Source organism: Clostridium sardiniense (genome assembly GCF_050584765.1).
Classification (GTDB): Bacteria; Bacillota; Clostridia; order Clostridiales; family Clostridiaceae; genus Clostridium; species Clostridium sardiniense_A.
Window position 1 is genome coordinate 106690 of sequence record NZ_JBNOOR010000004.1, and the last position, 21088, is coordinate 127777.

At 29.6% G+C, this 21088-nt stretch carries 20 protein-coding genes, 1 tRNA gene and 1 riboswitch; of the genes, 4 read left to right on the forward strand and 17 right to left on the reverse strand.

Features of this window, described 5'->3' with window-relative positions; translation table 11 throughout:
* Positions 1-56: 56 nt before the first annotated feature.
* The 3 genes from ACQPUW_RS15320 to ACQPUW_RS15330 all read right to left on the reverse strand — a co-directional run bounded on the left by ACQPUW_RS15320 (position 57) and on the right by ACQPUW_RS15330 (position 3631).
* Entirely contained in the window at positions 57-1214 is a 1158-nt protein-coding gene (locus tag ACQPUW_RS15320) for a hypothetical protein (RefSeq protein ID WP_430838359.1), read from the reverse strand.
* 120 nt (positions 1215-1334) lie between these two features.
* Positions 1335-2489 carry a tRNA uracil 4-sulfurtransferase ThiI gene (thiI, locus tag ACQPUW_RS15325; RefSeq protein ID WP_430838360.1) on the reverse strand — a complete coding sequence of 385 codons (1155 nt, stop codon included), beginning with the start codon at positions 2487-2489 and terminating at the stop codon, positions 1335-1337.
* Positions 2486-3631: a cysteine desulfurase family protein gene (locus tag ACQPUW_RS15330; protein WP_430838361.1), complete on the reverse strand. Its 1146-nt coding sequence runs from the start codon at positions 3629-3631 to the stop codon at positions 2486-2488. The genes thiI and ACQPUW_RS15330 overlap by 4 nt, the downstream gene beginning before the upstream one ends.
* A gap of 256 nt (positions 3632-3887) precedes the next feature.
* On the opposite strand from ACQPUW_RS15330, the gene ACQPUW_RS15335 reads away from it, so the two are divergent.
* A tRNA-Met gene (locus ACQPUW_RS15335) sits at positions 3888-3963 on the forward strand.
* A 33-nt stretch (positions 3964-3996) separates the two neighbouring features.
* Here the strand turns inward: ACQPUW_RS15335 and ACQPUW_RS15340 are convergent.
* The 4 genes from ACQPUW_RS15340 to ACQPUW_RS15355 form a co-directional block, all read right to left on the reverse strand.
* Complete coding sequence (locus ACQPUW_RS15340) at positions 3997-4626, reverse strand: cyclase family protein (protein ID WP_430838362.1); 630 nt, start codon at positions 4624-4626, stop codon at positions 3997-3999.
* A gap of 124 nt (positions 4627-4750) precedes the next feature.
* The gene (locus ACQPUW_RS15345) at positions 4751-5623 is read right to left on the reverse strand and encodes a hypothetical protein (protein WP_430838363.1); all 873 of its coding nucleotides are present in this window, start codon (positions 5621-5623) and stop codon (positions 4751-4753) included.
* On the reverse strand, positions 5610-6164 hold the full coding sequence (locus ACQPUW_RS15350; protein ID WP_430838364.1) for a hypothetical protein: 555 nt from the start codon (positions 6162-6164) through the stop codon (positions 5610-5612). Before ACQPUW_RS15350 ends, ACQPUW_RS15345 begins: the two co-directional genes overlap by 14 nt.
* 175 nt (positions 6165-6339) lie before the next feature.
* On the reverse strand, positions 6340-7149 hold the full coding sequence (locus tag ACQPUW_RS15355; RefSeq protein ID WP_430838365.1) for a metallophosphoesterase: 810 nt from the start codon (positions 7147-7149) through the stop codon (positions 6340-6342).
* A 189-nt stretch (positions 7150-7338) separates the two neighbouring features.
* Positions 7339-7442, forward strand: a riboswitch (TPP riboswitch).
* Between the two features lie 35 nt (positions 7443-7477).
* Here ACQPUW_RS15355 and thiT point away from each other — a divergent pair.
* Positions 7478-8167 (forward strand): energy-coupled thiamine transporter ThiT, encoded by a 690-nt coding sequence (gene thiT / locus ACQPUW_RS15360; protein ID WP_430838366.1) that lies wholly within the window; start codon positions 7478-7480, stop codon positions 8165-8167.
* Positions 8168-8468: 301 nt separating this feature from the next.
* Here thiT and glmM read toward each other — a convergent pair whose 3' ends face one another.
* From glmM to cdaA, 8 genes are all read right to left on the reverse strand, one after another.
* Positions 8469-9812, reverse strand: coding sequence for a phosphoglucosamine mutase (glmM, locus tag ACQPUW_RS15365; protein WP_430838367.1), 1344 nt, complete (start codon positions 9810-9812; stop codon positions 8469-8471).
* 81 nt (positions 9813-9893) lie between these two features.
* Positions 9894-10208 (reverse strand): YerC/YecD family TrpR-related protein, encoded by a 315-nt coding sequence (locus ACQPUW_RS15370; RefSeq protein WP_430838368.1) that lies wholly within the window; start codon positions 10206-10208, stop codon positions 9894-9896.
* Positions 10209-10294: 86 nt separating this feature from the next.
* On the reverse strand, positions 10295-11122 hold the full coding sequence (locus ACQPUW_RS15375) for an AIM24 family protein (protein WP_430838369.1): 828 nt from the start codon (positions 11120-11122) through the stop codon (positions 10295-10297).
* Between the two features lie 116 nt (positions 11123-11238).
* Positions 11239-12306: a butyrate kinase gene (buk, locus tag ACQPUW_RS15380; protein ID WP_430838370.1), complete on the reverse strand. Its 1068-nt coding sequence runs from the start codon at positions 12304-12306 to the stop codon at positions 11239-11241.
* A 26-nt stretch (positions 12307-12332) separates the two neighbouring features.
* Positions 12333-13241: a phosphate butyryltransferase gene (gene ptb, locus ACQPUW_RS15385; RefSeq protein WP_430838371.1), complete on the reverse strand. Its 909-nt coding sequence runs from the start codon at positions 13239-13241 to the stop codon at positions 12333-12335.
* A 189-nt stretch (positions 13242-13430) separates the two neighbouring features.
* A complete protein-coding gene (locus ACQPUW_RS15390) occupies positions 13431-15029 on the reverse strand; it encodes an NAD(P)/FAD-dependent oxidoreductase (RefSeq protein ID WP_430838372.1) in 1599 nt (532 codons plus the stop codon).
* 12 nt (positions 15030-15041) lie between these two features.
* On the reverse strand, positions 15042-16346 hold the full coding sequence (locus ACQPUW_RS15395) for a CdaR family protein (RefSeq protein WP_430838373.1): 1305 nt from the start codon (positions 16344-16346) through the stop codon (positions 15042-15044).
* Entirely contained in the window at positions 16316-17170 is an 855-nt protein-coding gene (gene cdaA / locus ACQPUW_RS15400) for a diadenylate cyclase CdaA (protein ID WP_430838374.1), read from the reverse strand. The genes ACQPUW_RS15395 and cdaA overlap by 31 nt, the downstream gene beginning before the upstream one ends.
* A gap of 163 nt (positions 17171-17333) precedes the next feature.
* Here cdaA and ACQPUW_RS15405 point away from each other — a divergent pair, with 163 nt between their 5' ends.
* Positions 17334-18338, forward strand: a complete 1005-nt coding sequence (locus ACQPUW_RS15405; RefSeq protein WP_430838375.1) for a hypothetical protein — start codon at positions 17334-17336, stop codon at positions 18336-18338.
* 61 nt (positions 18339-18399) lie between these two features.
* Positions 18400-19014: a cell wall hydrolase gene (locus ACQPUW_RS15410; RefSeq protein ID WP_430838376.1), complete on the forward strand. Its 615-nt coding sequence runs from the start codon at positions 18400-18402 to the stop codon at positions 19012-19014.
* A gap of 31 nt (positions 19015-19045) precedes the next feature.
* On the opposite strand, the gene ACQPUW_RS15415 is transcribed toward ACQPUW_RS15410, so the two are convergent.
* Together ACQPUW_RS15415 and ACQPUW_RS15420 are read right to left on the reverse strand one after the other, a co-directional pair.
* Complete coding sequence (locus ACQPUW_RS15415; RefSeq protein ID WP_430838377.1) at positions 19046-20503, reverse strand: NADP-dependent glyceraldehyde-3-phosphate dehydrogenase; 1458 nt, start codon at positions 20501-20503, stop codon at positions 19046-19048.
* A gap of 26 nt (positions 20504-20529) precedes the next feature.
* Entirely contained in the window at positions 20530-20973 is a 444-nt protein-coding gene (locus ACQPUW_RS15420; RefSeq protein WP_430838378.1) for a hypothetical protein, read from the reverse strand.
* Positions 20974-21088 lie beyond the last annotated feature (115 nt).

Sequence of the window (21088 nt, forward strand, 5' to 3'; positions counted from 1 at the left end):
ATAAATAAAAAAACTGCTGATAAATTATCAGTAGTTTTTTTAATTTAAATTCTATTTTATGCTATTCTAGTTATTGTGAAGTTAGATATATTTTTTCCATCTCCTATCGCTAATGTTAATTCACTATTTAAAGTAACTGATATTACTGCTGATTCAGGTAGAGTTACTATTCTATCAAATACAGAGTTCTGTCCTAATGTAATAGGTACACTAAGCCCATTTGCTACCCCTGTTATATTAACTCTCATATCTGAAAGACATACTCCTACTGGTACAAATATAAAGAAAGTTATCCTATAAACTCCTGCCTCTGCTACTATCAACTGATCTGCAGTGTGCGTAATCCCAACCTCTTCACTTACTATATCATCAAATAAATTCAAACGATTATTACTTAATACTGTTGCTGAAACATCAGTACGTCTAATATATGACCCATAAGCTACTGATGGAGTTATTCCAGTTGGGCCCGTTGGCCCTGTTGGCCCAATTTTCCCTTGCGCTCCGGTTACTCCATTTGCCCCTGTTGGTCCCATTAATCCTTGTATTCCAATTGGCCCTTGTGGCCCTATTGGCCCTTGTGGTCCAGCTGGTCCCATTGCTCCTGTTGGACCAGTCGCTCCTGTAGGCCCAGTTGCTCCTATTATTCCTATAGCTCCTGCTTGCCTAGTTGGTTCTGTTGCTCCTGTTGGCTTTGTTGACCCAGTTGGTTCTGCTTCTTCTATTGACTTTGTTGGAACATTACCTTCTTCTAAATATACAGAAGGTCTTTTCTTATTGCCATTTGAATTAAGTATGGCAATACCATTACTTTCAGCTGATATATTTATTGTTATCTCATCTATTCGCGATATATTTTCATCTTTAATAATATTAAATAAGTCTATATGAACGTATCTTCTTTCATCCATCATATTCATTACATCTGTTACTGTCTTATCTAAAACTATACCTGTAGTTTCATTATTAATAACTATATTAAATTTAATTAGAATACTTCTAGTAAATCTTAATTCACTTAAATAAAGTCTTAGCATAGCGTCTTTTATAGAATTCAAATCTTTATTTATATTAAATTTCAAAGAAATCCAACAAACATTTGAATCACTATTATAGCTTTTAGGTTCATTACAAATTAATAATCTATTATGAACCTCTGTAACTTCTCCATTTAAATACTGAATTTCTTCTGTAGGAGTTATTTTAACTTTCATTGTAACCCTCCTTTTCATACTAAATTATCTCCTATAAACAATATATTAGAAATCAGCTAGAAGGTTGACAAAAACAAAGTCAAGCTTAGCTTAAAATACTGCTAAACTTGACTTTATAAATTAAAATACTACGACTTCCATATCATTAATTGCTTTTTCTACTAATGAATCTACATCTAAAGGAGCCTCTGACTTTCTTATATTCTCTAATCTTGGCTTTGTTTTTGGATGTTTTGGAACAAATATAGTACAACAATCTTCATAAGGAAGTATTGATGTTTCATATGTTCCTATCTCTCTTGCAATATCCATTATATCTCCCTTATCCATAGCTATAAGAGGTCTAAATACTGGTCTATCAGCACAGTCTGTACTTACAACAAGTCCTTCCATTGTCTGACTTGCAACCTGCCCAATACTTTCTCCACTTGAAACTGATTGTATTCCTTCTCTTTCAGAAACTGCACATGCAACTCTCATCATAAATCTTCTCATTATTATTGTAAGTTCGTCTTGAGGACATTTATCTATAATATCCATTTGTATTTCCGTAAAAGGTACTATAAATAATCTAACCTTCTCAGTATAGTTACTTAATATTTTTGCTAAATCTTTTACCTTATCTTTTGCTCTTTCAGATGTATAAGGATGACTATGATAATATATACAGTTAAGTTCTACACCTCTTCTTGCCATAAGATACCCTGCAACTGGTGAATCAATTCCACCTGAAAGCATAAGCATTGTGCTTCCGTTCATTCCATATGGAAGACCACCTGCACCTTTTATTTTATCTGCACTAGTGTAAACATAAGCTCTTTCTCTTATCTCAACATTAACTAAGCATTCTGGATTTTTTACATCAACTGAAAGATCTCCTTGATAATTTTTTAATACATATGATCCTATTTCCATTGATGTTTCTATTGAAGTTTTAGGGAATTGTTTATTTGCTCTATTAGTTGCAATCTTAAAAGTAGAAGGTTTAATTTCTTGTACCTTCTTAAGAGCTTCTGCCTTTATAGCATCCATATCTCTATCCACTTCTGTTACAATACATACTTCTGCTACTCCAAATACTCTCTTTACTCTTTCTACACCTTGCTCTAAATCTTCAATTTTTATGAAGTATCTATTTTGGTCATTTATTATCTCAAAATCTAACCCTTTAAGTTTCTTCTTTATATTATCTCTTAATCTTTTTTCGAATTTATTTTTATTTAATCCTTTTAAAAATATCTCTGCTGCATATTTAACTAATATTAATTTTCTCATCTTTTTATCCTCCTTAAGAAAGTTAATGACTTCTTTAACTTATCTATTGTTTTATCTATCTCTTCTTTTGAGTTATCTTCACTAAAAGAAAATCTAATTGCACTTTCAGCGTCTTTATCACATAATCCTAAAGCCTTTATTACATAACTTCCACTCGCTATACTAGTTTTTGATGTACATGCTGATCCAGTTGATACATATATATCTGCATCCTCTAACATATGAAGTAATACTTCAGCCCTAACACCTATAAATGAAACATTTAAAATATAAGGTGAATGATTAATATCATCAATACTATTAATTCTTATATTATCAATTTCTTTTAATCCATCAATCATATATTTTTTAAGTTCTAATACTTTTGTATAGTTTTCACTTCTCTTTGTATTTGAAATTTCAGCGGCCTTTGTAAGTGCTATTATTCCTGAAACATTTTGAGTACCAGCTCTTAATCCACCTTCTTGGCTTCCTCCATGTATAAGTGATTTTGGTAATATACCTTTCTTTAAATATAAAAATCCTATTCCTTTAGGTCCATGAAATTTATGACCTGTAGTTGTAAGTATATCTATATTCATCTTCTCAACATCTATAGGAAGCTTTCCATAAGCTTGAACTGCATCAACATGGAACTTAGCCCTATTACTTTTTTCTTTTATAAGCTTTCCAATATTAGCTATATCTTGTATTGCACCCATCTCATTATTAACAAACATTATAGAAACTAAAACAGTATCTTTACATATAGCATTACTTAATTCATCTAGTGAAATCATTCCATTTTCATCTACATCTAAGTATGTTACTCGAGCTCCATTCTTTTCTATATCTTCAAAGGCTTTTAGAACTGAATGGTGTTCGAACTTTGTAGTAATTACATGATGTCCACTCTTTGGAATTCCTTTTATAATTAAATTATTTCCTTCACTTGCGCCTGATGTAAAATAAATTTCATCTTTTGATGCATTTATAGTACTAGCTATAAATTCTCTACTTTCATTTATCTTTTTTTCTGCTTTCATTCCTAACTTATGTAGAGAAGATGGATTCCCATAATATTCTCTCATTCCCTCTGCCATAACTTCTATTACCTCATCATAAGGTTTTGTAGTTGCAGCATTATCAAAATAAATATCCAAATTCTATCCCTCCTCTTTTTTAGTATTAACTTCATTAAAGGAGTTAATTCTAAAAAGAAATTTATCAAATTCCTAGTATTCTTATAGTCTTACTAAGGATTATTTGTATATTTATATATAATATCAATTTTTTTATTATTTTAAAAGTTTTATTTATAAATAATTTAAACTTATTTAATTATTTAGTTGACAAAGATACTTATTAGGAGTATAGTTAACCTACAAGCAAGAGAGATACAAACACAAAAAATAATATCGCGGGATGGAGCAGTTGGTAGCTCGTCGGGCTCATAACCCGAAGGTCGTAGGTTCAAGTCCTGCTCCCGCAACCATAAAAAGCTAGTCAATTTATTGACTAGCTTTTGTTATTCTATAAGTGCATATATTCTAGATGGTGCACCATCTGCATCCTTTAATTTTAAAGGGGATACTATAATTTTAAATCTTTTTTCTACATCACTAAGATTACATATATTCTCTATTATTATCTTACCTTTTGATAATAGATTTTTATGATTGTATAAATCTCCTTCTTCATTATCTACTGATATGCAATCTATTCCGATTCCATTTAAGTTTTCTAATTCACTTAAAAATTTAGACGCTTCATAAGATAATGTAGGATAATCCTTAAAGTACGTTTCTTTATTCCATTTACTTTCCCATCCAGTTCTTAATATTAAATACTCTGCGCTTCTTATTTCACCTTCATGCTTTAAGATTGTATCTAAATCTATTTCTTCCATATCACTGCAATCAATTAGATATGCATTACCTATGAATTTATTTATATCAAATTCATCCACAGTAATACCATCTTTAAATATATGATTCGGTGAATCAATATGAGTTCCAGTATGAGTTGATAGCTGAATTTTAAGTACATTATACCCATCATTATCTATTGTAGATAATTGCTTTATGCTTGCACTCTCTTCATCGCAATATGCAGTCATCCCCTCTTCTATGACATGAGCTAAATCAATGACTCTCATTTTCTTTTTCCTCCTTTTTAAATTTATATTTAAAAGTATACTACTATAAATTTATTTCTTCATTACGTAGCAAATAAAAGTCTGTAATAAACCTACTTATTTATTACAGACCTTTATACTTATATTAATACTTTAGCTTCAATATATTTTTCTCATTTAACATATCATATGGATCAATATTTCTAACCCTAACATATAAATTTCCTTTCTTTTTATCAATCCCTTCTATCTCTATCTTAATTTCTGTATCATAAATGCTTTCAACATCTACCTCAGCATCCTTTTTCTTAGTAGATATGAAACTAAATTTAGTATTCTCTTTTATACTAAGAGGATATTTTATTTTATCAATTGGTATTTTTTCATCACCTATTAGCAATGAAAAATCATAGTATTTCTTTAGTTCTTCTAAGTATTTACTTTCTATTTTATTTATATAAATATCTTTTTCTGCAATCCATATCATAGAGTCTTCATTACCATCGCCTGAATATCCGCTCTCTTTAACAGGTCTGTTTGCATTAGTATTAAATGGATTTAAAATTATTTCACCAAGATCTACATCATAGGTCTTTCCATCATAAGTATTTAATATAGCCCTTGTTAATTTAACTGGTCCATTTTTATCTATATAATCATATAATCCATCCTCTTTATCATGTTCATTTACACCTAATCTATATGTTAAATACTCATATTTATTTTTATATAAATTATATGAATATGAGGCCATATCATAGGATTTATTTATTTCCGGAAATTCTATATTCATAATATTACTTGTGATATTGCTTTCAAAAAAATCTTCTTCCTTTTCTTTTATGCTAGTATTATCTCTTATAAATTCTAAATTTATATTAGTATCATAAAATAGCTCCGAATACCTTTTTATAAATATAGGCTCATCTATCTTACTTATTTGAAAATAAATAAAATTAGCAATAACTATTACACCCGTAATAATTAACATTATTATTTGACCTTTACTTAATTTCATAAAACTCATCCCCCACTACATACAATAATCTTAATAACATAATTGCTATACATATTGTAAATGCAATTAAAAGTATTGAAGCTGTACCTAAAAGAATTCCTTGATTAAAATTAAATGTAATGGATGAGACTGACATTAAAATCATAGTCCTTATAAATTCTAATTCCCATATTATTTTTGCCCTGTCACTTATATGTTCTTTATTATATTTAATACCTTCATTCTCAATTCCTCTGCATATTGAATATATAACAAATAGCCATAAAGTAGATTCTATAATCATAAGTATGAATGCAGACATCGTTCCTACATTTATAACTACAAAAATCTTTAATATCTCCAATGCTGCTAAAATATAACTTGCATTAACTCCTTTCTTAAAAATCCCCTCAAGTCTAGAAAGATCGTATAATCCTTTACCAATCATAATATAACCTATAAAATCAGGCAAAATATCTATATTTATACCGGTCATCGAAAGATTAAAATCAAGTATTACTAATAAATACCCCCAAAATATTCTTTTATAATATTTCTCCATAACTCCCCCTAAATAGTACTGTTACTTATAATTATATACTATTTATTTCATTTATTACTTATTTTGTATTTTAAATAAAAAAGGATTTATTAGTTCTTATTTAAAACTAATAAATCCTTTATCTTAATTTCTTGTATTTAATTTATAATTTAATATTAAAATATTATTTAATAACTTATTTTCTTCCTTTTAATTTGACTAATACAATTTCTGGCCTATTAAGTATTCTAAATGGAAATCCACTATTACCAAGACCTCTACTAACTATCATTGTTGTATCATCTACTTTATGAGCACCCTCTGTATACTTTGGGAATAATCCTTGCCCAGGTGCTATGACCCCTCCAACTAATGGTATCCTAATCTGACCTCCATGTGCATGACCTGCAAATACCATATCTATTTTGTTTTCAGAATAGAATTTGATTGCCTCAGGTCTATGAACTATAAGCATTTTATAATTATTAGAGTTCTCCTTTTTTAATATATACTTAAGCTTATCGTTAAGCTCATCTATTTGTAAATCTTTAAGTCCAATTAAATCTATATACTCATCCTTTAGTTTTAAAGTGGTCAGCCTATCTTCTACAACATCAATACCTATTTTAGTAAATCTTTCTTTTAAATCCTCATAAACTCCAGCTCTAATTTCATGATTGCCAGCAACATAATATACCTTAGCAATTCTTATAAGTTTCTCTATAAGAATAATTGCAGGTTTTTCATTATATCTACGACTATCAATAATATCACCTGTTATTACTATGATATCTGGATTTAATTTTTTAATTTTATCCACTAATATTTCTTGGTTATCCCCAAACATCTTATTATGTAAATCACTTAAGTGGATAACTTTTAAATCTTCATCTAAATCTAAATTTGCATCATTAATATTTATCTTATTTATATGTAGCCAATTATTTTGTACATACAAGAACATACCTATTCCTACTATGACTATAATTATTAAAGCTATATGCATGTTACTCACCTTCAATCTATTATTATGTGTAGTATTTTATATTTAGTGTTTTATATATCATACTAGTATAATACCAATATTTCAATATAGCATTTTGTAATACAATATAGCATTTTGTAATACAATTTGTATTTTATTGACATTACATCAAATTAATATTAAAATAAACTTATTAATAAAATATATTTTTAACTGTGCTAGGGGTGCCAAATATTTGGCTGAGAGATGCATATGCATTAACCCTTAAACCTGATCTGGCTAATACCAGCGTAGGAAAGCAATTACGTTTTCATACGTCCTTCTAGCACAAGTATAGGAGGTTTTTTTTATGGAATTTTTTAAGGACTGGGGAGATAGATTTAGTGGTTTATACTCAGATCTTCCAGAAAAATTTAGGACAATCATAGAGAGTCCTATGACAATACTTACAATTGTAGCTTGCTTAGCTTTATTCTTCGCTTTATTTAAGTTTAGAAAAATTAAGTTTAATGCAAGGATAATTACTCATGTTGCAATAGCACTAGCGCTTTCAACAATACTTAATGTTTTTAGAATATATAGATTTCCTCAAGGTGGTAGTCTTACATTAGGTTGTATGGTTCCAATACTTATTATAGCTTTTGCTTATGGTAAAGAAATAGGATTTTTAACTGGATTCCTATATGGATTAATTAATTTACTTACTGACCCTTATATAATACATCCAATACAAATGTTATTTGATTATCCATTACCAGCAATGGCTATGGGATTTGCAGGATATTTTAGAGATAGAAGAATGCTCGGAGTATTTGTTGCATTCTTTATAAAATTCTTATGTCACTTTATATCAGGTGTTGTATTCTTTGGTGAATATGCTCCAGTAGGGATGGGAGCTGCTTTTTACTCAGCTGCAGTAAATCTACCTTTAGTTGGTGGTGAAATGATTATTTGTATGGTTATACTAAAACTTATGCCAGTAGAAAGAATCATTAAAATAATAAACCCAGATTATAGTCTTAGGCCAGTAAATGCTTAGATTATAATATATTATTAAGTAAAAAGAGAGAGTGCTAAAATATTTTAGCACTCTCTTTTTTGTATATATATTTTAGGGATGTCTAAAAAGACATTATCTGAATAGCTATTTATATATCAATTTTAATACTTTATTAAGCAATATAATATTTAATTGCCTTTATCTTATACTAAAATTTATTATTCCAGTATACCCTTAATTTTTTAATACTACCAATTTTAATTCTATGCTTTATAAAATAAAAAAGACCAAGAATAAATAATTAAATTATTTATTCTTGGTCTTTTACTTATTCTAAATATTAGCACTTAGCTAATATCATATCTGCTAAGTTATGAGCTAATTTATCAATTTCTTCTTGATTTTCACCCTCTAGCATAACTCTAACTAATGGTTCTGTACCTGAAGGTCTTATTAATACTCTTCCTTTACCATCCATTAATTTTTCCATTCTTTCTATTTCTGCTATTATTTCAGCATCTTTTAAGTAAATATCTTTTTTATCATTAGGAACCGTTGCATTTACAAGAACTTGTGGAAGTTCTCTCATTATTGAACATAATGAACTTAAAGATTCTTTGCTTCTCTTAATTATTGATGAAACTTGAAGAGCTGTAACTAATCCATCTCCTGTTGTATTACATTCTAAGAAGATTATGTGACCTGATTGCTCTCCACCTAAAACATAGCCATCACTTACCATTTCTTCTAATACATATCTGTCTCCAACTTTAGTTTTTAAAGTTTTTATTCCTAAGTTTTTACATGCAATATCTAATCCTAGATTACTCATTACAGTAACTACTAAAGTATCATCCTTTAATCTTCCAAGATCCTTAAGATGCTTTGCACATAATGCTAATATGAAGTCACCATTTATTAGATTTCCTTTTTCATCTACAGCTAGACATCTATCTGCATCTCCATCAAAAGCAAATCCAGCATCACAACCTTTTTTAACTACATATTCCATTAGTTCTTCTGGATGAGTTGAACCACAATTTTCATTAATATTAGTTCCATCTGGATTATCATTTATAACATAAACTTCAGCACCTAAATCTCTAAATGCTTCAACTGCTGCTTTATAAGATGCTCCATTTGCACAATCTAAAGCAATTTTCATTCCTTCAAGATTTGATGATATTGTATTTTTTGCAAATTCAATATAATCATCTAAAGCTGCAACTTCAACTTTTTCTCTTCCAAGTGAAACTCCTGTTGGACTTGGTACTCCTTCAAAGTTTGATTCGATTACTCTTTGTATTTCGTCTTCTAACTCATCTGAAAGTTTATATCCATTATTATTAAAGAATTTTATTCCATTATATTCTACTGGATTGTGTGATGCTGAAATCATTACTCCTGCATCTGCTCCATATTCTCTAGTTAAATGTGCTACAGCTGGTGTTGGTATTACTCCAAGCACTACAGCCTCTGCTCCAACTGATAATATCCCTGCAACTAATGCTGCTTCTAGCATATCCCCTGAAATTCTTGTATCCTTAGCAACTAATATCTTTGGTTTATGTGCCGCTTCTGTTAATACGTAAGCTCCTGCTCTTCCAAGATTATATGCAAGTTCTGCTGTAAGTTCAGTATTTGCAACTCCTCTTACTCCATCAGTTCCAAACATTCTACCCATAAAATTTTACCTCTTTCTTTTGATTTAAATTTACATTAACTTATTAACTTTTTTTACCTAATATATAGTATAGTATTTTATTTACTTATTGACAACTTTTTCATCATCTATTCTATCTAAGACCATGTTATATCCACCACTTCCATAGTTTAGACATCTATTAACTCTACTTATTGTTGCAGTACTTGCACCAGTAACCTCTGCAATTTCAGTATAAGTTCTTTTGGACTTTAAAAGTTTAGCAACATGTATTCTTTGAGCTAGTGCTTTAACTTCAGTTATCGTAGCAACATCCTCGAAAAAATTATAGCATTCTTCTATATTCTCTAGCTTTAAAATAGCTTCAAAAAAAAGGTCCATATCTTTACTCTGTATCTTTGAGTTCATTAAGCTCATAATATATTCCTCCATAGTTTTCTATTAATTATTATATCATTTTGCTTTATTAATTCATAACTTTATCATATGGAAGTAATATTTTTTTAATTATCATCAAATTCCTCTTCTTTAAAGTTACTTTTTAAATTTAGTTCTCTCATCTTATCATATACAACTTTAGTTGGTACAAGCCAAACATCCCCAGTTCCTCTATAAACATTAAGTAATCCTTCACCACTTGTTGCACTACCAATTAGAGATGTTGCTGACTTTTCTACCGAAAACTCTATATCACCACTTCTTAATATTGCAAAACTACCATCTATCTTTAAAGTATCATTATTTAGCTTGCATCTAAAAATTTCTTCTTCTGGAACCGGAAGTTCTAAAACAACAATTCCGTCTCCATGTATTCTTGTTTGAAAAATTCCTTCATTACCAAAAACCATTGATGAAATAGTCTTCTGACTAGTTGGTGATACATCTACTCCATCTTCACAAGCTAAAAAAAGTCCATCATCTACTATTATGTGATCATCCTCAAGTTCTATTAAAGCATAATGTTTGAAAGATGGCTCTAGAAATATTTCTCCTGTTCCGGAATAAACTGGTTTAAACATTTCTTCACCAGTTAGTTTACTTGAGATAAACTTCTTAGAAAGTCCTATAACACCTCCGGTTTTATTTATGATATCAATATCACCTTTCATATAACTTAAAGCACCAGATTCTATCCTAACTCTGCTCTCATCTAGCATTATTCTAATTTGCTTTAATTTAATACCTGATCTATTCATAATATTTAAATCAAATGCTGTGTCCACTTCTGTAGCACCCTTTAATTCATCATACTCTAATATTTGAAATCTTGAATCATTTGTCATTTGACTAATCATTGTTAATTTATTTTCAAATGCTAAGCTAGTCCTCATAAAAACCTCCGTATGTAATTGAATATTTTCTCTTCAATCTACAATTGTTATTATGTACCTAAAAAGAGATACATCTAAATTATAGACATATCTCTTTTACTTATTCAATGATTGTACTAATATTCTTTAGCTTCTTCTTCTCCGCTTAATACTCTGATTGCACCTTGTGCTAATGCAAGTAATTCATCCTCTCCTGGATAAGCTTTTATTTCTGAAATCCATCCTACTCTTTTCTTTATATCATTAACAACTTTCTCTGAGTAAGCTAATCCACCAGTTAATATTATTTTATCTACCTTTCCTTCTAAAACAGCTGACATAGCACCTATTTCTTTTGAAACTTGGTATATGAATGCATCATATATTAATTGAGCCTCTTCATTTCCTTCTTCAGACATTTTTATAACATCTCTAAAATCATTTGTATTAAGGTATGCCACGCATCCACCTTTACCTACAAGCTTACTAAAAATTTCAGATTCTGAATACTTTCCACTAAAGCACATCTTTATAAGGTCTCCAGCTGGAACTCCTCCTGCTCTTTCAGGTGAGAATGGACCATCTCCATCTAGTGCATTATTTACATCAATAACCTTACCTTTTTTGTGCGCTCCTACTGAAACACCACCACCCATATGAGTAACGATAAGATTTAAGTTTTCATATCCTAGTCCACTCTCTTTTCCATATCTTTTAGCTACTGCTTTTTGATTAAGTGCATGGAATTTACTCTTTCTTGGTAATTCTGGTATACCTGATATTCTAGCTACCGCTTCTAATTCATCTACAACAACTGGATCTACTATAAATGCTGGTATATTTAATTCATTTCCTATTTCATTTGATAATATTCCACCTAAGTTTGAAGCATGTTGTCCTTGTACACCATTTTTTAAATCTTCAATTAATTCTTCTGTAACTTTATAAGTTCCACCAGGAATTGGCTTAAGCATTCCACCTCTACCTACAACTGCATCTAATGTTCTTACATCAAAATTCTTTTCTTTTAATACATCTAAAATAACATCTTTTCTGAAGTTTAATTGATCAAATATTGTAGCATATTTTGCTATTTCATCAGATGAATGTCTTAACGTTTCTTCTAATATTTCTTTTTCGCCTTCATAAACTCCAATTTTAGTTGAAGTTGAACCTGGATTTATAATTAATAATTTATATGACATAGCTTTAACTTCCTCCTAATAATATATTATTTTAATGATTCAGCAACTAAAGCTGCTAATGCAATTGAATTTACTTTTGTTTCAAATGAGTCTGCTCTTGAAGTTAATATTACTGGTGCTGATGTTCCAACTAATAATCCACCATTTTTTGATCTTGATGTATAAGTCAAACATTTGTACATAACATTTGCTGTTTCTATATTTGGAAGCATTATTATATCTGCTTTTCCTGCAACTGGTCCTGTTATTCCCTTATGGTGTGCTGCTTCTTCTGATAATGCATTATCAAGTGCTAAAGGTCCATCAACGATACATCCTTTTATTTGTCCTCTGTCATTCATCTTTGATAATAATGAAGCATCTAAAGTAGCTGGCATGTCTGGATTTACAACTTCAACAGCGCAAACTGGAGCTACTTTGGGCATTTTAAGTCCACAAGCATGTGCTACTGCTACTGAATTTTCTATTATTTGTTTTTTAGCCTTTAAATCTGGATATGTGTTAAATGCTGCATCTGTTAAGTATATTAATCTATCTATTCCTTCTATTTCAAAAACAGCAACGTGTGACATAAGTTTTCCTGTTCTTAATCCAACTTCTTTGTTTAGTACACTTCTTAAGAAAGTTGCAGTATCAACTAATCCCTTCATAACCATATCTGCTTTTCCGCTTGAAACAAGTTGAACTGCAAAAAGTGCTGCCTTTTTAATATCTTTTTCGTGCATTACTTCGTATTCTGATAAATCCATTCCTATTTTATCAGCTATCTTTTTAATTTCATGTTTATCTCCAACTAGTATAGCATCTGCAATCCCTTTTTCTTTTGCTGATTTAACAGCTTCTAGTACAGGCTCATCTTGAGCTACTGCTACAGCTACTTTTTTTGATTCAATCTCTTTAACCTTTGATAATAAATCATCAAAATTTCTACTCATTTTCAACGCACCTCTTACTTTTATATTTTAAATTAATATCTTTTTGTATACTTTAATCATAAATGTAATTTTTTATCGTTAATTTTATAACAATATTAACATTTATATTGTATCAGATAATTTATATAAAATACGAATTGTCAGAAAATTTAGCACAAAAAAAAAGTGGCATAAAACCACTTTTTTAAATTAATCTATTTTATATTTTTTCATTATTATTTCTGCTACCTTTATTCCATCTACAGCTGCTGATATTATACCACCAGCAAAACCTGCACCTTCTCCTGTTGGATAGAATCCTTCTAAGTTTACACTTTCAAAACTCTCGCTTCTTGGCATTCTAACTGGTGCTGATGTTCTAGTTTCTATACCAGTTAAAACCCCATCCTCCATATCATACCCTTTTATTCTCTTACCAAACACCTGTATACCCTCTTTTATAGTATCTACTACAACTTCTGGTAAACATTCTTTTAGTTCTTTAAAAGCATATCCAGGCTCATATGTAGGCTTAACTCTGCCAAGCTTAGTTGATTGTCTATCATTTAAGAAATCACCTATAAGTTGAATTGGTGCTTTATAGTTTCCACCGCCTAATTTAAATGCAAGACTTTCATAATATCTTTGGAATTCCATACCTGCAAGCGGATGGTCTCCTTCAAAGTCTTCAGGACCAACTGTTACTACTAAAGCTGAATTTGCATTATCTAGATCTCTTGCATGATAACTCATTCCATTAGAAACAAGTCTTCCCTCTTCTGAGGCAGCACCAACTACAACACCTCCTGGGCACATACAGAATGAATATACTCCTCTATTATACTTTTCACTTTGATAAACTAATCTATAATCAGCAGCTTTAAGCTTTGGATGGTTTGCATACTTTCCATACTGACTTTCATTTATAATCTCTTGCGGGTGTTCTATTCTAACTCCTATAGCAAAGGCTTTTTGCTCCATTAAGACTCCTGAATCATATATCATTTCATAAGTATCTCTTGAGCTATGGCCAATGGCAAGTATTAAAGACTCGCAAGGTATTTCTTTGCCATTTACTACTATACTTTTTAGTTTTCCATTTTCTTTGTTTATTCCTTCAAGCTTTGAGTTAAAATTTACTTCTCCACCTAAACTTTTTATTTCTTCTCTTATATTTTTAACAACACCTTTTAATATATCCGTACCTACATGAGGTTTACCAACATACATTATTTCTTCTGGTGCTCCATTTTTAACGAGTTCCTCTAACACGAATGAGCATCTTTTATCTTTTATTCTAGTTGTAAGCTTTCCATCCGAGAACGCTCCAGCTCCACCTTCACCAAACTGAACATTAGAGTTTAAATTAAGTTTTCCACTTTTCCAAAACTCCTCTACAGTTTTTGTTCTGTTGTCTACATCTTCTCCTCTTTCAAAAACTATTGGTTTATATCCATGTTTTGCTAGAGTTAAACTTGCAAATATTCCAGCCGGCCCAAATCCAATTACAACTGGTCTAGAATTTAATTTTTTATCTCCGTAAATAAACTCTTCTGCAATTTCATCTTCTTCAAGTTTTATATTATTATCTTTAAGTCTATTTACTATATTCTTTTCATTTTTACATTTTATATCAACACAATAATTAAACTTAATTGCATCCTTCTTTCGTGCATCTATACTTTCTTTTATAATCTTAAATGACTCTATATCCTGCTCTTTTATCTTTAATTTTTTTGCTACCTTCTTCTTAAGAAGTGCATTATCTTCTTCTATACTTAGAATAATATTATTTATTCTTATCGCCATACCGTATTTCTCCTATACTGTTTTCTTACCATTCTCTTTATCTTTGTTTTCATCTGTTGTAGTTGAAGCTGATTTCTTCTTTAATGTAAATTTAACTTTATCAGCATTTGATATAGTTACATTTGGATTACTATTTGCCATAGTAACATTTGCATCTTCTTCAAATGATCCCTCATCTTTAAATTTACTTAAATCAAAATTGCACACAAAATCTGATGCTTTCATATTATTTATGTCTGCTTCATCTCCTTGTACAGTTACCTTAATTGTCTTAGTTTCATTAGACATCTCAAAATCACTATTAATTCCAGTATAATTTACTGGCACATCAAATACCTTAGTTATTTTATTGGAAGGTGTCTTATTATTACTATTTTCACTTTCAACAACAATATTTACAGTTATATAATTATCCCCACTAGCTAGACTAACCCCTTGAGGTAATATTATTTTAACTTTCTTCTCTGTATTGCTTGTTATATCTGATAAATCTACTTTTTCAGTTTGCACAGAATTTATAGATGATATAACATTTTCGTTTCCTACAATTTGAACTGAAGTTTTTGAAGGTGTTGTACTAACTAACTTATATCCCTTTGGCACTTGACCTGTATATTCAGTTTTTAAATCAACACTCTTACCATTATTAACGTCAATAGCAATCGTTCCTGTTTCTTTGCTTAAAGTAACTCCTTCAACTATATCTCCATCTGCATCTAATGCTTTAAGAGGAAATTCTTTAGTTAAACTTCCACTGACGTTATTAAGGTCACCAACTAAAGCTACACTTGCAACTTTGTCTACAGAACTTTGTGGGCCTGATACCTCAACTTTTTCTGAAGTAAATTGCTCTTTTTGCTTATATACACCTTGTGCATAACTTACTTTAACTTTCGATGTCGTGTTAAAATCTTTAGTTATTAATTTTTCCAATTTAACCTTAATTACTAAATTACCATTATTTTTTATATTTAATTCCTCTGGATAATTTACTACTTGAACTGGTATATTATTTATTCCAGTTTTTAAAGCATATTCTCCAAGGTCAGCTGTCAAAGAGAACTGATCTTTAGTTACCGAATAAATATCCTTTGCATCACCTTCAAGGCTTAAATCTACGGTAAAAGTTTGCTTTGGAGATATTGCCAATCCAAACTGCTTTAATGATTGAGTATTTAATAACTTAACTGGAACATCTTTTAAAGTATAAGTTCTAGTTGGGCTTTGAATATTCGTTATATAAAGCCATAGACCAAAGGATAGAAGTACGCATACTAATTTTATAACTAATGTTTGTTTTGTATTCCTTTTATCCATGATTTCACCCTCTCACCAGCTGATTTTACTTTTTTATTTTCTTTATCATGCATAATGCTTAATAAAGTTCTTTTTAATTTTTCTTTATCATAATTTCTAGTTAGTCTTCCACCTATAGCAAGGGAAATTACTCCTGTTTCCTCTGAAACAATTATAACTAATGCATCTGAGTTCTCTGAAAGACCAATACCAGCTCTATGTCTAGTACCTAGCTTTTTATTTATTCCAGTATTATTTGTTAATGGTAATACACAACCTGAAGCATAAATCCTATCCTGTTTTATTATTGTTGCCCCATCGTGAAGAGGTGTATTTACAACAAAAATATTTTCTAAAAGTGCTGAACTAACCTCAGCATCTATTATAGTTCCTGATCCAGTAACTTCTCCGAGTCCTGTTCCTTGTTCTATTGCAATTAATGCTCCTGTTTTTGTTTCTGCTAAATCTTCTACTGCTGTTACTATTTGATCTACTACTGCTTCTCTCTCTTTCACATCTCCGATATTATGCGTTTCATCAAAAGCACTTCTACCTAAATGTTCAAGTGCACGTCTAATTTCTGGTTGGAATATAATTACAAAAGAAAGAACTCCTATTGTCAATGTCTTACTTAATATGAAATATAACATATTTAATCTTAAAACATAACTTATTGGAATTAATGCAAGAATAAACAAAATTCCTTTTAAAAGCTGTTCTGCTCTTGTTTCCTTTATAAGCATATATCCTTTATAAAAAATATATGAAACAACTAAAATATCTACTATTGAAAAAATAGATATATGTTTAATTGAATTTATTGCTCCAATAAAAAAATCCTGCATCAGTTTCACCCCTTATTATTGTATCTTTTCTAAATTATACACCAAATACTCTAACCTTAGTATAACAGAGTCTTACTTTTTATTATTTTTAATAATATTTTAAAACCTTAAATAATATAATTTATAAGATTACTTTATTTATCTTATGAAAAGGAGGAATATTATGGAGATATGTAAAGAAAAGTTAAATAAATTTATTGATTATATTAAAACAAAAAAGACATTATTCTCTATTGCTTTGATAATTATTTTAATTCCATTAATACTACTTATTATAACCAAGATGACTCCATCTAGTAGAAATATTAGAGAAATTAATAAATTAGCTAAGGAGGTCTCATCTATAAATGCAACTTTAGAAAATTCAAATGACTCTGATAATGCAAATTCTGAAACTGCAAAAAATGATCTCTCAATTGCTATTGTTAATTTAAATAAAGTAAAAGGCTCACTAGATGCTCTTGAAGTATCAGAAACAGTTACTGAAACAAAGGCAAAATTTAATGAAACCCTAGACTATAACATAGCATTTTGTGAGCAAGCTCTATCTATGTATATGAGTCAATCAAGCCCTAGCCTTGATAATAAACTCAAAGATTATAAGGGCGCTTTAGATAGTTTTAAAGAAAGTAATAATTCTTTAACTAAACTTAGAATAGAAGGTCTTATGTCAGAAGATAGCTTAGAATTTTTTGATAAAACTTATAAGTATTTTGATACCTTAATTCAAATTAATATCATGAAAGATATAACTAAAGAAAAAAATTCATCTTACATGTTATCAGCTGATAAATTAATATCTAAATTTAAAGAAATTGATGATGATTTAAAGCCAGCTTTAGAAGATATTAAGGAAAATAAGAGAGATTTAAACGTTATTCTTACAGATATTACGAATAAAAAATCTATTTTTGAGAATATTAAAAATGATTTTTATACGCTAAGTGTACCTGAAGAAGCTATAGAACTTCATTCAAGTTTACTACAATCTATAAATACTTATGAATCTTATATAAATTTAATTGACGATACATTAGATTCTGATATCGCTTCTAAAGATAATCCAAAAGATTTAGATGAATATGAAGATTCTTTTTCAAAATATACAGAATTTATAGATTCATTAAATAAATCATGTAAGGATTTTGAATCTTTTAAAGAAAAATAGTATATAATTTCTCCTTTTGGCAATAATATTCTTTGACTGGGTTGTAAAAAGGAGGTTTTTTATGAAAAAGTTTGTAAGTCTTTTTTTACTTTCTATTATGTTAATGTCATCTATAGAAGCAAATGCTTCTATGCTTAGTTTATTTGATTATGTTTCTTTAAGTGAAGACAAATTAGATACTAATGACAAGAAGGAAGAAAATAAAGTTGCTCTTAAAAAGGAGACAGCTGTGAAAGCAACATCAGCCACTAAAAATGAAGTTTCTAAAAATGATATAGAAGTTTTTAATCAAAATGGCTCTCAGCTTAAAATAACAAAGGCTGATATTGATCTTATGGCTAAACTTGTTTATTGTGAAAGCAGAGGTGAACCTTTTGAAGGTAAGGTCGCTGTTGCATCTGTAGTTTTAAACAGAGTTATGAGCCCTAAGTTCCCAAATACTATATCTGATGTAATCTTCCAGAAGAATGCATTCTCATGTGTATTTGATGGAAAGATAGTTGCCCAGCCAAATGAATCTTGCTATGACGCAGTATATGAAGCAATTAGAGGAAAAGATCCAACTAATGAAGCTTTATTCTTCTATAATCCTACAATAGCAACTTGCTCTTGGATGAAGGAAACAGCAAAAAAAGATTCTAAAAAAATAGGAAATCACACATTTTTTAAGCAATAAAAAGGCTCCAATTTTTGGAGCCTCTTTTTTATTATTTTAAATTTATAACTGTAGCCTTTGGTCTTGACATTGCTTCTATTGAGTAAGCAACACCTTGTGTTCCCATACCTGATGATTTTACTCCTAAGAATGGGAAGTGATCTGGTCCTCTTTCAGTCTTATTATTTACTTGAACTGTTCCAACTTCTAATTTATTAGCTACATAGAATGCTTCATTTATGTCTCTAGTAAATACTGATGATTGAAGTCCATATTCTGATTCATTAGCAATTTTTATTGCTTCATCAATTGTTTTAACTCTTATTATTGGAAGAACTGGTCCGAAAGGTTCTTCCCAAGCTATTCTCATATCAACTGTTACATTATCAAATAATGTTGGCATTATTATATTTCCTTCTCTTGTTCCACCTAATAAAAGTTTAGCACCCTTTTTCTCTGCATCATTTATGATACCTTGAACAAAGTCACATGCCTTACTACTTATTAAAGGTCCAACTGTAAAGTCTCCATCTAATGGATTACCAACTGTTACTTTATCCATTTCTTTTAGTACTTTACTACTTAATTCATCTGCAACAGATTCCATAACAAGAACTCTCTTAACAGCTGTACATCTTTGTCCTGAATATGAGAATGCACCAGCCACTATATTTTTAGCTGCTAAATCTAAATCAGCATCTTCTAAAACTATAGCTGCATCTTTACCACCTAGTTCCATTAAAAGTGGTTTCATTTCAGTAATCTTAGATATTCTTCTTCCAACTTCACTACTTCCAGTAAAGTTAACAAAATCTATATCTTTATGTGTTACAACATAATCTCCAATTTCGCTTCCTTTACCAGTGATTGTATTTAAAACACCACTTGGTATTCCAGCTTCGTTAAATGCTTTTGCTAGGTATAATCCACATATACTACCTTGAGTTGCAGGTTTAAATACAACAGTATTACCAGCCATTAATGCAGGTGCTATTTTAGATCCCGCTAAATTCACTGGATAATTAAATGGTGAAATTGCAAGGACAACTCCAAGTGGTTCTCTTGTAACTATTGATATTTTATCATTTTTAAATCCAGGGAAAGAATCTCCCGGTATTGATTCACCTTTTATATTTTCTGCAGTATCTGCTGTAAATCTTATTAAATCAGCAGTTCTTTTTATTTCTGACATACAACTCTTTCTATCCTTAGATATTTCAAGAACCATAACATCAGCCATCTCTTCTATTCTTTCTTCTAATAAATCAGCTACATTGTGTAGTAATCTTGATTTCTGATTAGTTGGCACTTCTCTCCATTTCTTTTGAGCTTCTTTAGCTGCACTAATAGCTTCATCTACAGCTTCTTTGCTCATAGCTTCTACAAATCCTACTACTTGTTCATTTGCAGGTGATTTTATTTCTATTAATTTAGTACTATCTTTTACTATCCAATTACCATTTAATAAGTTTCCATATATAGAAACCCCATTTTTTTCTTCTTTAAACATATAATATGAATCCTCCTTATCTTGCTTCATTTCATTAAATTATTTATCCATTCTTCCACTATTTTATTCATCATATCTTTATCTTGGCATTCAAATCCTGAAATAGATTGAATTAATTTTTCTCTTAGTTTTTCTCTATTTAAATAATCAACACATTCATTACAAAATCCATTTGAGAATTCTTTATAAGCACGCTGTAAATTCATCTCTATATTCTCTTCTTTACAGTCATTAACTAAACTTTTTAATATATCCTCTAAGTCATCTAATTTATCATGTAGAGGATTATCCACGTTAGCTTCTTCAACCTCGTTTATAAGTTCATTCTCATAATCTTCTTTTTCAGCATCTATTAATGTATTGGTATAATCTTTATACTGCATTTTTGCCTTTTGTAATAGCGCTTTCATTCTTCTAACTGTATATTCTTTTGTTGTTTTGCATAATATTTTATTTAAGTTATCTTCCATAAACGTCATCTCCTAATAATTCTCTTTATGGATTCTTCTTTTGTAAGTAATTATTAAATAATCTAATTGAATTCACTTATCATTTATTTAATAATATCACTAAATAAACCTTTTA